General features: G+C 72.8%; 14 protein-coding genes. 6 read left to right on the forward strand and 8 right to left on the reverse strand.

Features of this window, described 5'->3' with window-relative positions; all coding sequences use genetic code 11:
• Window positions 1–142: 142 nt before the first annotated feature.
• From ACFVU9_RS21365 to ACFVU9_RS21390, 6 genes are all read right to left on the reverse strand, one after another.
• Window positions 143–769: a GNAT family N-acetyltransferase gene (locus ACFVU9_RS21365; RefSeq protein WP_387595438.1), complete on the reverse strand. Its 627-nt coding sequence runs from the start codon at window positions 767–769 to the stop codon at window positions 143–145.
• The gene (locus ACFVU9_RS21370) at window positions 766–1,284 is read right to left on the reverse strand and encodes a molybdenum cofactor biosynthesis protein B (RefSeq protein WP_380443832.1); all 519 of its coding nucleotides are present in this window, start codon (window positions 1,282–1,284) and stop codon (window positions 766–768) included. Before ACFVU9_RS21370 ends, ACFVU9_RS21365 begins: the two co-directional genes overlap by 4 nt.
• On the reverse strand, window positions 1,281–1,721 hold the full coding sequence (moaC, locus tag ACFVU9_RS21375) for a cyclic pyranopterin monophosphate synthase MoaC (protein ID WP_380501750.1): 441 nt from the start codon (window positions 1,719–1,721) through the stop codon (window positions 1,281–1,283). The genes ACFVU9_RS21370 and moaC overlap by 4 nt, the downstream gene beginning before the upstream one ends.
• A 156-nt stretch (window positions 1,722–1,877) precedes the next feature.
• Window positions 1,878–3,221 (reverse strand): gephyrin-like molybdotransferase Glp, encoded by a 1,344-nt coding sequence (gene glp / locus ACFVU9_RS21380; RefSeq protein ID WP_387595422.1) that lies wholly within the window; start codon window positions 3,219–3,221, stop codon window positions 1,878–1,880.
• A gap of 25 nt (window positions 3,222–3,246) precedes the next feature.
• Window positions 3,247–4,167, reverse strand: coding sequence for a UTP--glucose-1-phosphate uridylyltransferase GalU (gene galU / locus ACFVU9_RS21385; protein WP_380443826.1), 921 nt, complete (start codon window positions 4,165–4,167; stop codon window positions 3,247–3,249).
• Between the two features lie 12 nt (window positions 4,168–4,179).
• A complete protein-coding gene (locus tag ACFVU9_RS21390) occupies window positions 4,180–5,112 on the reverse strand; it encodes a GGDEF domain-containing protein (RefSeq protein WP_380443824.1) in 933 nt (310 codons plus the stop codon).
• A 93-nt stretch (window positions 5,113–5,205) separates the two neighbouring features.
• Here ACFVU9_RS21390 and ACFVU9_RS21395 point away from each other — a divergent pair, with 93 nt between their 5' ends.
• Entirely contained in the window at window positions 5,206–5,781 is a 576-nt protein-coding gene (locus tag ACFVU9_RS21395; protein WP_387595426.1) for a 5-formyltetrahydrofolate cyclo-ligase, read from the forward strand.
• Between the two features lie 76 nt (window positions 5,782–5,857).
• Here ACFVU9_RS21395 and ACFVU9_RS21400 read toward each other — a convergent pair whose 3' ends face one another.
• Window positions 5,858–8,578 carry a penicillin acylase family protein gene (locus ACFVU9_RS21400; RefSeq protein ID WP_387595429.1) on the reverse strand — a complete coding sequence of 907 codons (2,721 nt, stop codon included), beginning with the start codon at window positions 8,576–8,578 and terminating at the stop codon, window positions 5,858–5,860.
• A 352-nt stretch (window positions 8,579–8,930) separates the two neighbouring features.
• Between ACFVU9_RS21400 and ACFVU9_RS21405 the strand changes: the two genes are divergently transcribed.
• The 5 genes from ACFVU9_RS21405 (at window position 8,931) to mscL (ending at window position 13,466) form a co-directional block, all read left to right on the forward strand.
• A complete protein-coding gene (locus ACFVU9_RS21405; RefSeq protein WP_380443818.1) occupies window positions 8,931–10,415 on the forward strand; it encodes a potassium/proton antiporter in 1,485 nt (494 codons plus the stop codon).
• Between the two features lie 302 nt (window positions 10,416–10,717).
• Complete coding sequence (locus ACFVU9_RS21410) at window positions 10,718–12,079, forward strand: MFS transporter (protein ID WP_387595432.1); 1,362 nt, start codon at window positions 10,718–10,720, stop codon at window positions 12,077–12,079.
• 113 nt (window positions 12,080–12,192) lie between these two features.
• Window positions 12,193–12,495 carry an FmdB family zinc ribbon protein gene (locus tag ACFVU9_RS21415; protein WP_380443815.1) on the forward strand — a complete coding sequence of 101 codons (303 nt, stop codon included), beginning with the start codon at window positions 12,193–12,195 and terminating at the stop codon, window positions 12,493–12,495.
• A 248-nt stretch (window positions 12,496–12,743) separates the two neighbouring features.
• Entirely contained in the window at window positions 12,744–13,016 is a 273-nt protein-coding gene (locus ACFVU9_RS21420) for a hypothetical protein (RefSeq protein WP_359968004.1), read from the forward strand.
• A gap of 30 nt (window positions 13,017–13,046) precedes the next feature.
• Window positions 13,047–13,466, forward strand: a complete 420-nt coding sequence (gene mscL / locus ACFVU9_RS21425; RefSeq protein WP_380497980.1) for a large conductance mechanosensitive channel protein MscL — start codon at window positions 13,047–13,049, stop codon at window positions 13,464–13,466.
• Window positions 13,467–13,512: 46 nt separating this feature from the next.
• Here the strand turns inward: mscL and ACFVU9_RS21430 are convergent, their stop codons facing one another.
• Window positions 13,513–13,767 (reverse strand): hypothetical protein, encoded by a 255-nt coding sequence (locus tag ACFVU9_RS21430; protein WP_380443810.1) that lies wholly within the window; start codon window positions 13,765–13,767, stop codon window positions 13,513–13,515.
• Between the last annotated feature and the right edge of the window lie 183 nt (window positions 13,768–13,950).

The following is a 13,950-nucleotide window of genomic DNA, read 5'->3' on the forward strand; positions in this document are numbered from 1 at the left end:
CCGTACGGGCGACGGGGAAGGCCCGACAGCAATTTGACGCGGCGTGTCGTGTGATCAAGCTGATTCTCCGACTATTTTGACGGCATTTGTGACCGTCCGTCTCCACGTCGATGCCATATCGATATTTGATTCGAACATACATTCAATTATCGCGGCCCGCAGCCGAACTGAGCGCCCGCCAGCGTTCCAGCATCCCCTCGGGGACCTCCTCGGCCGTCAGCGCGTACACGAGGTGGTCGCGCCAGTCGCCGTCGATGTGGAGATAGCGCGGGCGCATTCCCTCCGGACGGAACCCGAGCTTTTCCACCACCCGGCGGCTCGGGGTGTTCTCCGGGCGGATGCAGACCTCGATCCGGTGCAGCCCGAGGTTGCGGAAACAGTGGTTGACCGAAAGCGCCACGGCGGTGGGCATGATGCCGCGGCCGGCCACCGCCTCGTCGACCCAGTAGCCGACGTTGGCCGAGCACATCGAGCCCCAGGTGATTCCGCCGACGGTCAGCTGGCCGACCAGCCGGCCCTCGTGGAGTACGACGAAGGGCAGCATCCGCCCGGCCGAGGCCTCCCCGCGCAGGAAGCGGACCATCTGCCGGAAGGTCGGGCGCGGCCCGGCCGCCTGGCCGGCCGGGCCGGGCGGCACGGTGGCCTCCCAGCGCCGCAGCCAGTCCCGGTTGCGGCGGCTGACCTCCTGCCAGTCGCGCTGGTCGCGCACCCTGATCGGGCACAGCGCGACCTCCCCCTCGTGGAGCTCTACCGGCCAGCCGGCGTTCAGTGCGCTCTCCCGGGTGCCGCGTCGTCGGGCCGGGGGTGGTCCCCTCCGCCGAGCTGGTCGACGGCGTGGGCGAGCAGCGGCTCCAGCACGGCGAGGCCGTCCCGGACGCCGCCGGTCGATCCCGGCAGGTTGACGATCAGCGTACGTCCGGCGAGACCGGCCAGCCCGCGGGAGAGCGCCGAGGTCGGCACCTTGTCGCGGCCGTGCGCGCGGATCGCCTCGGCGATGCCGGGGACCTGCCGGTCGATGACCCGGGCGGTCATCTCGGGGGTGAGGTCCATCGGCGAGATGCCGGTGCCGCCGGTGGTCAGCACGACGTCGTAGCCGGCCGCGACGGCCTCCCGCAGGGCCGCCTCGACGGGCTCGCCGTCCGGCACGACGCGCGGGCCGTCGGCGGTGAAGCCCATCGCGGTCAGCCCGGCGACCAGCAGCGGGCCGCCCTTGTCCGCGTAGACACCGGCCGAGGCGCGGTTGGAGACGGTGACGGCCAGCGCCTTCCCTGCCGACGCCTTCATGCGTCCACCCCAGGGGCGAACCAGTCGCCGCTCTTGCCGCCGGTCTTGCTGAGCACCCGGACGAACTCGATGGCGGCGCCCTTGTCCACCGCCTTGACCATGTCGATGACGGTCAGCGCGGCGACCGTCACGGAGGTCAGGGCCTCCATCTCGACGCCGGTGCGGTCGGCGGTCTTCACGGTGGCGGTGATCTCGACCGCGTCGTCGGCGACGGCGAGGTCGACCTTCACGCCGGAGACGGCGATCGGGTGGCAGAGCGGGATCAGGTCGGGCGTCCGCTTGGCGCCCATGATCCCGGCGATGCGCGCGACCGCGAGGGCGTCGCCCTTGGGCACGCCCTCGCCGCGCAGCAGTTCGACCACTTTCGGGGAGACCCTGACCCGGCCGGCCGCGACGGCGGTGCGCGCGGTGGTGGCCTTCTCGGAGACGTCGACCATCCGGGCCGCGCCCTGGTCGTCGACGTGGGTGAGGCGGTCGCCGGGGGGAGGTGTGGTCACGGGGGCTCCAGGGGCGCGCAGATCGAATACCGCGCTACCGTACAGCTCCCCCGCCCCGCCGCGTGGGAGGGGCCGGATCACGGGACGGGACGGGCCTCAGGAGTCGAGCAGGACCACGTCCACGGAGCTGCCCGCGGGCAGCTCGGTGACGTCCTCGGGGACGGTGATCAGGCAGTTCGCCCGGGCCAGCGCGCCGACCAGGTGGGACTCGGCCCCGCCGACCGGCTCGACCGTGCCGTCCGGCGCGTAGCGGCCGCGCAGGAACTGCCGCCGTCCGGCCGGGGAGCGCAGCGCCGCCGGGCAGAGCGCGCGGACCACCGGGCGGTGCACGTCCGGGGCGCCGAGCATGGTGCGGATGACCGGGCGGACGAACAGCTCGAAGGAGATGTAGGCGCTGACCGGGTTGCCGGGCAGGGCGAGCAGCGGCACGCCGGCCGAGCCCGCGGAGGCGCCGATCCGCCCGAAGCCCTGCGGCTTGCCGGGCTGCATCCGCAGCCGCCGGAAGTCCACGCCCCCGTAGGACTCGAAGACCTCCTTGACCACGTCGTACGCGCCGACGCTGACGCCGCCGCTGGTGACGATGAGGTCGGCGCGGCCGAGCTGGTCCTCCAGGACGGCGCGCAGCCGGGCGGCGTCGTCCGGGACCCCGCCGACCCGGTAGGCGATGGCGCCGGCGTCCTGGGCCGCGGCGGTGAGGGCGAAGCTGTTGGAGTCGGAGATCTGGCCGGGGCCGACGGGCTCGCCGGGCTGGACCAGCTCGCTGCCGGTGGACAGCACGACCACCCGGGGGCGCGGGCGGACCTTCACGGTGGCCCGGCCGATCGCGGCGAGCAGGCCGAGCTGGGTGGGGCCGAGCCGGGTGCCGGCCTCCAGGACGCGCGAGCCGGCCGCGACGTCGCTGCCGCGGCGGCGGATGTGGGCGCCTTCGGCGACCGGGCGCAGGACCCGGACCTCCTCGTCCTCGACGGCCGCGGTCATCGCGTCGGCCGCCTCGCCGGTGCCGGTGCCGCCGTCGGTCCACTCGACCGGGGCGACGGCCTCCGCGCCGGGCGGGACGGGGGCGCCGGTCATGATCCGGGCGGCCTGGCCCGGTCCGACCCGGGGCAGTTCGCCGGCGCCGGCCGCGATGTCGCCGACCACGGCGAGCACCGAGGGGTACTCGGCGGTGGCGCGGACGGTGTCGGCGGTGCGGACGGCGTACCCGTCCATCGAGCTGTTGTCGAACGGCGGCAGGTCGCCGTCCGCGAGCACGTCCTCGTCGAGCCGGCAGCCGCGGGCGTCGAGCAGGCCGAGTTCGATGGCCGGCAGCGGGGTGACGGCGGCGAGGACGTCGGCGAGGTGCTCGTCGACCGTCCACAGGCGAGGAGCCGCCGGTACCGGGTCCGCGGTGGCGTCGCAGCAGGCTGCGGCGGCGCTGTGGCTGTGCTCGGACCCGGTCATCGGCGGCTCGCTCTCGGTCGGTGTGTCAGTCCTGCAGCTCGGTGGCGACGAACTCCCGCAGCCAGGAGCGGAACTCCGGGCCCAGGTCCTCGCGCTCGGAGGCCAGTCGGACGATAGCGCGCAGGTAGTCGGCGCGGTCGCCGGTGTCGTAGCGGCGGCCCTTGAAGAGCACGCCGTGCACCTGGCCGCCGGACTCCGCGTCGCGGGTGGTCAGCTCGCGCAGGGCGTCGGTGAGCTGGATCTCGCCGCCGCGGCCGGGCGGGGTCTCGCGCAGCACGTCGAAGACCGAGGGGTCGAGGACGTAGCGGCCGATGACGGCGTAGTTCGACGGGGCGTCGGCGGTGTCGGGCTTCTCGACCAGGTCGGTCACCTGGAAGACGTCCTCGCCGAAGCCGTTCGCCTTGACGGCGGCGCAGCCGTACAGGTGGATCTGGGAGGGGTCGACCTCCATGAGGGCGACGACCGAGCCGCCGAGCTCCTGCTGGACCTCGATCATGCGGGCCAGCAGCGGGTCGCGGGGGTCGATCAGGTCGTCGCCGAGGAGGACGGCGAAGGGCTGGCCGGCGACGTGCTGCTCGGCGACCGAGACGGCGTGGCCGAGGCCCTTCGGGTCGCCCTGGCGGACGTAGTGCATGTTCGCCAGTTCGACGGACTCGCGGACGCGGCGCAGGCGGTCCTCGTCACCCTTGCGGGCGAGGAGCTCCTCCAGCTCGTAGGCGCGGTCGAAGTGGTCCTCCAGGGCGCGCTTGTTGCGGCCCGTGACCATCAGTATGTCGGACAGCCCCGCGGCGGCGGCCTCCTCGACGACGTACTGGATGGCCGGCTTGTCGACGACGGGCAGCATCTCCTTCGGCGTGGCCTTGGTGGCCGGGAGGAAGCGGGTGCCCAGTCCGGCCGCGGGTACCACGGCCTTGGTTACCGGAATTCGAGTGTTGGTCGTCGTCATGCGCAAACCTTACTAAGGCACGTTTTCAGCCGTCCGGGCGCGGTCGGGCGGCTGGGGAAGCCCGTCGCCGGGGCCGGCCGCGGTGGCAGGCGTCTGGGAAATGACCGGCTGGGAGAGGGGGTCCCCGCCGGCACAGGGCGACAGACTACCCGGCTTTTCCGAACGGTCACGTTCGGCAGTCGGACCGCCCTCCGTACCGGAAGTGACGGGCGCGCGGTGCCCGGCCGGCAGGCTGCCGCGCCAGCAGTCGCCGCCCGCCGCGCGGGCCCCGGCGAGCGCCCGGTCGGCGGCCCGGAGCAGGACGGCCGCGTGGGTGCCGTCCTCGGGGAGCACGGCGACGCCGACGGCGGCGGTGAGGCCGTTTCCGCCCGCCGGGCGGGGCTCGCGGGGGCCGGAGGACCAGTCGAGCAGCAGGTGCCGGCGCACCGACCAGACCAGCCGCTCGGCGACCTGGGCGGCGCCCTCGGCGCCGGTGTCCGGCAGGATCACCAGGAACTCCTCGCCGCTGTAGCGGCCGAGGGTGTCGGACCGGCGGATCTCCATCGCCAGGCGCTGGGCGAGGTCGCGCAGTATGGCGCCGGCCCGCGCGCGCCCGTGCTCGGTGACGATCGCGTCGAAGCCGGCGATCTCCAGGAGCAGCACGGCCAGCGGGCGCGGCCCCTCGTGCTGGTCGGACTGCTCGGCGCGGCGGGCGCGCTCGATCTCGCGGTCCAGGGTGAGCTGGAGGTGCCGGTAGTTCCACACGCCGGTGAGCGGGTCGCAGGAGGCGGTGCGCTCCAGTTCGGCGCAGCGGCCCTCCAGCTCGGCGACCCGCTCGTGCAGCAGCGCCTCCCGGTCGGCGGCCTCGCCGTGCGCCCGGCGCAGCCGCAGGCCGAGCACGGTGGTGCCGGCCAGCGCGGGGACGCTCAGCGCGGCCAGGGCGTGGACCAGCAGCGGGGTGGGCAATCGGGGCGCCCTTTCGCGTGTCAGGCTCGGCCCGTCGGTGGCGGGGGCCATGGCGGGGTTCAGAGGACCTCGGAGCAGAGCAGGGGAGATCCCATGCACAACGAGAAGAGCGGGCTGAGGACACGGCTGCTGGCCGATCGCCGGGCACTCACCGGGGAACAGCGCGCGGAGGCGGCGCACGCGCTGGCCTTGCACGCCGGGGGGCTGGCCGCGCCGGGGGCCACGGTCGCCGCGTACGTCTCGGTCGGCGCCGAGCCCGGGACGGGGCCGTTGCTGGACGGGCTGCGGGCGCGGGGCGTGCGGGTGCTGCTGCCCGTCCTGCTGGCCGACAACGACCTGGACTGGGCGGTGTACGAGGGCGTGGACGCGCTGGCCCCGGCCGGGCGCGGGCTGCTGGAGCCGGTCGGGCCGCGGCTGGGGCCGGAGGCCGTCGTGGGGGCGTCGGTGGTGCTGCTGCCGGGGCTGGCGGTGGACCGGCGCGGGCTGCGGCTGGGCCGTGGCGGCGGCAGCTACGACCGGGTGCTGGCCCGGCTGGAGCGGGCCGGGGCGCGGCCGGTGCTGGCGGTGCTGCTGTACGAGCACGAGCTGCTGGCGGAGGTGCCGGCCGAGCCGCACGACCGTCCGGTGGACGTGGCGGTCACGCCGTCGGGGCGCCACCCGCTCGGGTGATCCCGGACCGCGCGGCGGGCCCGGAGACGGCGGTGGCCCCGCTCGCGTTCGAGCGGGGCCACCGGTGCTCCGGGCGTCAGCCGTTGGTCAGGACCAGTTTGTGCTTGGTCGCCTTCTCGACCGCGTCCGGCGTGTAGGCCCAGGTCAGCAGCTTGCCCTTGAGCCAGAGGTCGGTCTGGTCGTTGTAGTTCTCGTGGAAGGCGTGGCCGGAGGCGCCGCCGACGTTGACCCAGCGCGAGGAGTCGAAGTCGCTCAGGTCGACGACCATGCGCATCGACGGGATCCAGTCCACCTGGTAGCCGGCCGCCGCGTTCCAGCCCGCTGCGTCGACCGCCGCCGAGCTGCCGGAGAGGCGGTACGGGCCGCGGTTGAGCAGCTTGTGGACGACGCCGGAGGCGATCGACGAGTCGTCGGTGCCGAGGGTCTGCTCGCGCAGCGTCAGCTTGTGCAGGCGGCCCCAGCTCCAGCTGGAGACGTCCTTGCTGAGCAGCGAGGTCAGCTCCTGGCGGGCGTTCTTCATCGCCTCCTGGAGCAGGTTGTCCAGGCCCTTCTGCTCCTTGTGCTGCGAGTCGATGTACGTCCACCAGGTGCTGTCGGGCTTGCTCAGCTGCTGGCGCACGACCTCGGTCCAGCGGTCGCCGCCGTCGGGCTGGGCCTTGTCCGGGTCGCGGGTGCCGCACTCGGTGACGATCTTGCTGGAGCTGTCCGGCTTGGTCGGGTCGTCCTGCTGGCGGACCAGCAGGCAGTTGCCCTTGGCGCGGATGTCGGCCGGGAACTTCTGGCCGAACGCGAGGGTGAGCAGCTGGCGCCAGACCGCGTTGTAGTACGCGGCGGCGGCCGAGTCGGCGTCCTGGTGGTAGTTCCAGTCCTTCAGGAGGTCCTGGGCCTCGCGCACGTACGGGTCGTCGATCTGCTGCTTGAGCAGCAGCGGGACGAGCGTCTTGGCCATGACGCTGGTGTTGTCCAGCTGCAGGGTCTGCATGTCGTCCGGCGAGATCTTGCCGTTGTTCTTGAGCAGGCCGTCGATCTGGTCGGTGATCTCCTTGGCCCGGGTGCCGTACTCCCAGTCCTTGGTGATGCTGTACTTGTACGTCGGGTCGACCACGGCCTGGTTGGCGGTGACGATGTAGCCGGCGGACGGGTTGAAGCTGTACGGCAGCGCGGCGAAGGGGATCGAGCCCTTCCACTGGTAGGCGGAGTCCCAGCCCGGGGCCGGGAGCGTGCCGTCGCCCTTGCCGCGGACCGGGATGTCACCCGGGGCCTGGTAGCCGATGTTCTTCGCGTCGGCGTAGATCAGGTTCTGCGCGGGGACGGCGAAGTCCTTGGCGGCGTTGCGGAAGTCGTCCCAGTTCTTCGCCTTGTCCAGCTCGAAGACGGCGTCCATCGTCTTGCCGGGGTTCAGCGCCGTCCACTGCAGGGCGACGCCGTAGCCGCCGGTGCCGCGGTCGGGGGCGGCGCTGCCGTTCGGGGCGTACTTGCCGACGTTCTGCTGCTCGGTGCTCTGGTCGGAGATGAGCGGGGCGCCGGTCTGGGTGGTGCGGACGGTGATGGTGCGGTCCTCGCCGCCGGCGACCTTGATGGTCTCCTTGCGGAGGTCGAACTTCACGTCCTTGCCGTCCACCTGGTAGGTGTCCGGGCCGGTGACCTTCTCCAGGTACAGGTCGGTGACGTCGGCGCCCAGGTTGGTGAAGCCCCAGGCGACGTCCTTGTTGTGGCCGATCACCACGCCGGGCATGCCCGCGAAGGTGAAGCCGGTGACGTCGAACTGGCAGGTCGGCGAAACGGTGCGGCAGTGCAGGCCCGTCTGGTACCAGACCGAGGGCAGGCCGGGGCCGAGGTGCGGGTCGTTGGCCATCAGCGGCTGGCCGGTCGTGGTGTGCGAGCCGGCCACCACCCAGGAGTTGGAACCGATGCCCTGGCCCGGGCGGCCGAGCAGCTGCGGCATCGCGTCGACCCGGTCGGTGAGGCCCTGCAGGAGCGCCTTGGTGGTGGCCGCGCCCTGCGCGGTGGGGGCCGCGGGGTTGCCGGTGCCCGGCGCGGTGGAGCCGTCGGCCGGGCGGTAGGTGTCGCCCGAGACCGTGCCGGTCTTCACGATCGTGCCGTTGCGGGCGTACGGGTAGTCCGGGTACAGCTCGGCGATCTTGTCCGGGGTGAAGTCCTGGGACAGCAGCGAGCGGTCGATCTCCTCCTGGAGGTTCCCGGAGAGGTTCCAGGCCATCGCCTTGAGCCAGGCCACCGAGTCGACCGGGCTCCACTGCTCGGGCTTGTAGCCGCTGTTGACGGCGCCGAGCATCGCGTACTCCAGCGAGGCCTTCTCCCCGCCCGGGTGCTCGGCCAGCCAGGCGTTGACGCCGTCCGAGTACGCCTGGAGGTACTTCTTGGTCTCCGGCGAGAGCTTGGTGTCGAACTCCTTCTGCGCCACCTGGCGCCAGCCCATGGTGCGGATGAAGGAGTCGGTGTCGACCTGGGAGTCGCCGAACATCTCGGAGAGGCGGCCGGCGGTGATGTGCCGGCGGACGTCCATCTCCCAGAAGCGGTCCTGCGCCTGGACGTAGCCCTGGGCGCGGTAGAGGTCCTCGGAGGTGTCGGCGTAGATCTGCGGGATGCCGTTGGCGTCGCGCTTGACGTCGACCGGCGCGCTCAGGCCCGCGATCTTCACGGTGCCGTCGACCGTCGGGAAGGACGCGCGGACCGCGGCGACCCCCCGGTAACCGCCGTAGCCGACGCCGGCCACCAGCAGCACGACCAGCACGATCACGATCAGACGGGCGCGCCGGAACTTCTTGGAGCGGGGCATCTGGGTCCTTGCGGTCCTCGACTTCGGGGCGGGCGGGCGTGTCCAGGGCCTGCGGCCGTGACAGGGCACCACATTAGGCCGAGTCCATGGGACGGCGTGCACGGGGACGGCCCGGAACGGGGCCTGTGTGAGGAGCCCAACTAAAGATATGGCAAAATGTTAGAATGAGTAACGATCCGCAAGAGGAGTATTGACGGCTTCTTAACGGGTCCGCGGCTCACCCCGGTACCACCAGCACTACCCGCATCACCTGCATCACCGAGAGACTCCAGCACCACCAGCACCACCGAGAGACACCAGCACCACCGAGAGACACCCCGCCCGCCCCCATGCCTGCACGAGGTGCCCCTGCGTGAACGTCGACCACCTGAACCAGCTGCTTCTCGAGTTCTCCGTGATCCTCCTGGTCGCGGTGGTCGCCGTGCGGATATCGACCCGATCAGGGCTACCCAGCCTCCTCATCTACCTCGGGATCGGCGTCGCCCTCGGCCAGAACGGCATCGGCGTCACCTTCAACAACGCCGAGCTCACCCAGGTGATCGGCTACGCGGCCCTCGTGGTGATCCTCGCCGAGGGCGGCCTGAAGACCAGCTGGAGAGAGGTCAAGCCGGTGATGCCGGCGGCCACCGTGCTCGCCACCGTCGGCGTCGGGGTGAGCGTGTTCGTCACCGCCGCCGGCGCGCACTGGCTGGTCGGCCTGGACTGGCGCACCTCGATGCTGCTCGGCGCGATCGTCTCCTCCACCGACGCCGCGGCCGTCTTCTCCGTCCTGCGGATGGTCCCGCTGCCGCACCGGCTCACCGGCCTGCTGGAGGCCGAGTCCGGATTCAACGACGCGCCCGTCGTCATCCTGGTCGTCGCCTTCGCCACCACCGGCGAGCTGGACTCCTGGTACGTCCTGCTCGGCACGATCGCCGCCGAGCTCGCGATCGGCGCGGTGATCGGCCTCGCGGTCGGCAAGCTCGGCGCGTTCGGGATCAAGCACGTCGCCCTGCCGTCCTCCGGCCTCTACCCGATCGCCGTCATGGCGCTGACCGTGCTCGCCTACGCGGGCGGCGCGCTGCTGCACGGCTCCGGCTTCCTCGCCGTCTACATCAGCGCCGTGATCCTCGGCAACGCCAAGCTGCCGCACGGCCCGGCGGTGCGCGGCTTCGCGGACGGCCTGGCCTGGATCGGGCAGATCGGGATGTTCGTCCTGCTCGGCCTGCTGTGCACGCCCGAGACGATGGGCGACGCGGTGATCCCGGCGCTCGTCATCGGCGGGGTGCTGGTCTTCCTCGCGCGGCCGCTGTCGGTGGTGCTCACCCTGACGCCGTTCCGGGTGCCCGGCAAGGAGCAGGCCCTGCTGAGCTGGGCCGGGCTGCGCGGGGCGGTGCCCATCGTGCTCGCCACCATCCCGGTGGTCTCGGGCGCGCACAAGGCCGAGGACGTCTTCAACATCGTCTTCATCCTGGTCGTCGTCTTCACCCTGCTCCAGGGCCCGACCCTGCCCTGGGTGGCCAGGCAGCTGAAGATCGGCGAGGGCGCGATGGGCCAGGACCTCGACATCGAGTCCGCGCCGCTGGAGAAGCTGCACGGCCACCTGCTGTCCGTCGCGCTCTCCCCCGAGTCCCGGATGTCCGGCGTGGAGGTCGGCGAGCTGCGGCTGCCCAAGGGGGCGGCGGTCACCCTGGTCGTCCGGGAGGGGAGCTCCTTCGTGCCGGACCGGGCGACGGTGCTGCGCGGCGGCGACGAGCTGCTCGTCGTCACGACGGACGAGGTCGGCGAGGCGGCGGAGAAGCGGCTGCGGGCCGTGGACAAGGGCGGCAAGCTCGCGGGGTGGCTGTACGGGAAGTGAGCCGTACAGTAGTGGCGTACCGGGCCTTTCGGGGCCTGGAAGCCCGTTCCGGCTTGGATCCGTTGGGGCCTAGCGCTATCTACGCGCGTAACTGTATGGTGGAAGAACACCGCTTTTTGACCAACCCAGCATCTGCCTGATGCAGAGTTGGCGCGACCGCTCGGCGGCTGCGGCCCGGCTCTCGGCAACCACGCCGGAGCGGCCCGGTATCTACCCCGGTCGACGCACGAGAGGACGACTCTCGGCGCCGTCGGGGCCACCCCATGCCCTTGCCGCGCTACCAGGCAGCAGGAAGGACGACCGTGACGGCCCGCCGAACGGTCGACGACGCCACGGACACCCCCACCGCCCCGGACGCCGCACCCGCGCGCGTCGGGTACGGCGCGCTGCTGCGCACCCCGGGTGCCTGGACGTTCCTGGCACCCGCGTTCGTCGCGCGGCTGCCCTACGCCATGCTCGGCATGGGCATCCTGATGCTCGTCACGGGCACCGGCGGCTCGTGGGGCACGGCCGGCACCGTCACGGCGGTCGCCGCCGTCGCCCAGGCCCTGATCGGCCCGCAGACCGGCCGGCTCGCCGACCGGTACGGGCAGGCCACCGTCCTCGTCCCGACCGTCTTCGTGCACGCCGCCTCGGTCGCCGCGCTGATCGTCCTCGCGAACGGCCACGCGCCGGCCTGGAGCCTGTGCCTGGCCGCCGTCCCGGCCGGGGCCAGCGTGCCGCAGATCGGCGCGATGGTCCGCGCCCGCTGGGTGGCCAAGCTCGGTGCCGAGGGCGCCTCCGCCTCCTCCGCCGCCAAGGTCGGCACCGCGTTCGCGTTCGAGTCCGTCACGGACGAGCTCACCTTCGTCGTCGGCCCGATCCTGGCCGCCAAGATCGCCACCTCGGTCAGCCCCTCCGCGAGCCTGATCACGGAGGCCGCGCTCACCTTCGTCGGCGGCCTGGCCTTCGCCGCCCAGCGCCGCACCGCGCCGGCCCGGATCGTGCCGCGGCCCGGGGCGCAGCGCGTCTCCGCGCTCGCCTCGCCCGGCGTCCGGCTGCTGGCCGGCGCCATCCTCGGCGTCGGCGCCGTGTTCGGCGGCATGCAGGTCTCGGTCAACGCCTTCGCCGACTCGGTCGGGCAGCACGCCGCGGCCGGCACCGTGTACGGCATCTTCGCCGGCGGCTCGATGGTGGCCGGCGTGCTCTACGGCGTGATCGCCTGGCGGCGCGCGGTGCAGCAGCGCATGATCACCAGCTACACCCTGCTGGTGCTGGGCTGCTCGACGCTGTGGGCGATGCCCAACCTGGTCACCCTCTCGATCGCCGGACTGGTCTGCGGCCTGGCCATCGCGCCGACCCTGATCAGCGGCTACACCCTGGTCGAGACGCTGGTCGCGGACGGCGCCAAGACCGAGGCCTTCACCTGGCTGACCGGCGCCATCGGCCTCGGCCTGGCGGTCGGCTCGATGGTGGCCGGGGGGCTGATCGACAGCCACGGGCCGTCGGCCGGGTTCCTGGTGCCGGCCGTCGGCGCCGGGCTGGGCCTGGCCGCGCTGGTCTCGCTGCGGCACCTGCTGGCGCCGTCGGGCGGGGCGAGCACGGTGGTCGCCGGATCCGGCGCCGGCGCCGGCACCGTCCCGGCCGCCGCCGAGCCGCAGCTGGTGGGCGCCGCCAAGGGCTGACGGCGGCCCGACCGGGCCCATGTCACACCGGAGTCGCTGGACTCATCCAGCGGAATACCGCATCATTGACCATCGTTAGCACTCATCAGGCGCGAGTGCCAGGAGGAAGACAAGTGCCCACGTACCAGTACCAGTGCACCGAGTGCGGCAACGGCCTGGAGGCGGTGCAGAAGTTCACCGACGACGCGCTGACCACCTGCCCCGACTGCCAGGGGAAGCTGCGCAAGGTCTTCTCGGCCGTGGGCGTGGTCTTCAAGGGCTCGGGCTTCTACCGGACCGACAGCCGCTCCTCGTCGAGCAGCTCGGTGAGCTCCTCGTCGTCGGGCTCGTCGACGACGTCCTCGTCGTCCGGGTCGTCCTCGACCCCGGCGTCGTCCACCTCGGGCTCGTCCTCCCCGGCTCCGGCCGCCGGCTGACCCCAGCACGCACCGGAAGGCCCGCTGCCCCGCTCCACGCGGTGGCGGCGGGCCTTCCGCCGTTCTCGGGGCAGCTCCCTCATCGCCGGGCGCGTCAACGTTCACGGGCCCGGCCAGCTCGTACGGGTGTACGGAATCGTCCACAGGGCCGGGGTTTTCCACAGGCTGCGGATAACATCTTCCGGCTTTCGCGGCGGACGCTCATCGTGGGGTCACCAGAGACCGACCGACCCCGGAGGTGGTTCCCGATGAACGCCCTCAGCCACGCCGTCCCGCTGCCCGCACCCACCGTTCCGCCCCGACGGGCCGTGCCGAGCTTCCGGCCGATCCGGCGCGGGGCCGGCGGACGGCACCGCTGGTGGCGCGCCGTCCGGCGGCGGGCCGGGGTGCCGGCGTTGGTGCTGCTCGCGGTGGCCGCGGCGCTCGCGTTCGGGCCCGCGCGGGCCGGGCTGCCACCGCCGTCCGGTGGCGCGCTGGGCCAGGCGGGTTGTCAATCCGGGGCTTCGGATGATCACCCGTAACCGGCCGACGACTTCGTCGTTCGAGGCGGCATGAAGGGCTTCAAGGAATTCCTGCTGCGTGGAAATGTCGTCGAGCTCGCCGTCGCCGTCGTCATCGGCGCGGCCTTCACCAACATCGTCAACGCCTTCGTCAAGGGCGTCATCAATCCGATCGTCGGTGTCTTCGGGACGAAGGACCTCGCGTCCTACAGTTCCTGCCTCAAGGGGCCCTGCGAGGTGGCCCCCACCGGCGAGGTCGTGTCCGGGATCCTCATCCTCTGGGGCTCGGTGCTCAGCGCCGTGCTCCAGTTCCTGATCACCGCCGCCGTCGTCTACTTCGTCCTGATCATTCCCATGAACCGCATGGCCGCCCGGCGCAAGTCCCTCGCCGAGGAGGTGGCGGAGGCCGAGGCCAAGGAGGTCCAGCTGCTCACCGAGATCCGCGACGCACTGGTCGCCCCGCTGCGCTGAGCGCGGCCCGTCCCGTCCTGCCCTCGTCCCTCGTTCCTCGTCCCGCTCAGTCGCCGTGGTGCGGCGGGCGCTGGCTCAGGTACCAGTCCAGCCCCCGCCCGCTCCCGGCCCCGGGGCGGTCGCCCCAGCCGGAGTCGGTGTCGTCCCGGGACTGCCGGTCCAGCGGGTCCCCGAAGACGAGGCGCGCCTTCGCCCGCGCCTGCTCCTTCGCCTCGCGCTCCCGCGCGGCCTGCTCCGGCTGATCCGGCGCCTCCTGCTCCTGCGCCCGGCCACCTGCCTGGCCCTGTCCCTGCTCGCTCACCCTGTTCACCCCGCTGCTCGACCCGGTCGTCCTGCCCCTCCAGCCTAAGAGCCCGAGACGGACCGCGGGCCCGGGTGGGGGGGGGGGCGCCCCCCCGCCCCGGGCCGGGGGCGGGGCCCCCCCCCCCCGCCCCCCCCCGCCCAGTGCCCCGAACCCCGACCACCCCAGACGCCGGTAGGCCCC

This window comes from Kitasatospora sp. NPDC057936 (assembly GCF_042887525.1).
Classification (GTDB): Bacteria; Actinomycetota; Actinomycetes; order Streptomycetales; family Streptomycetaceae; genus Kitasatospora.

Excerpts from the sequence above, each read along its gene's own strand:
- ACFVU9_RS21370 (WP_380443832.1), bottom strand. The coding sequence starts at position 1,284 with ATGAAGGCGTCGGCAGGGAAGGCGCTGGCCGTCACCGTCTCCAACCGC.
- moaC (WP_380501750.1), bottom strand. The coding sequence starts at position 1,721 with ATGGTCGACGTCTCCGAGAAGGCCACCACCGCGCGCACCGCCGTCGCG.
- glp (WP_387595422.1), bottom strand. The coding sequence starts at position 3,221 with ATGACCGGGTCCGAGCACAGCCACAGCGCCGCCGCAGCCTGCTGCGAC.
- galU (WP_380443826.1), bottom strand. The coding sequence starts at position 4,167 with ATGACGACGACCAACACTCGAATTCCGGTAACCAAGGCCGTGGTACCC.
- ACFVU9_RS21395 (WP_387595426.1), top strand. The coding sequence starts at position 5,206 with ATGCACAACGAGAAGAGCGGGCTGAGGACACGGCTGCTGGCCGATCGC.
- ACFVU9_RS21400 (WP_387595429.1), bottom strand. The coding sequence starts at position 8,578 with ATGCCCCGCTCCAAGAAGTTCCGGCGCGCCCGTCTGATCGTGATCGTG.
- ACFVU9_RS21420 (WP_359968004.1), top strand. The coding sequence starts at position 12,744 with ATGAACGCCCTCAGCCACGCCGTCCCGCTGCCCGCACCCACCGTTCCG.
- mscL (WP_380497980.1), top strand. The coding sequence starts at position 13,047 with ATGAAGGGCTTCAAGGAATTCCTGCTGCGTGGAAATGTCGTCGAGCTC.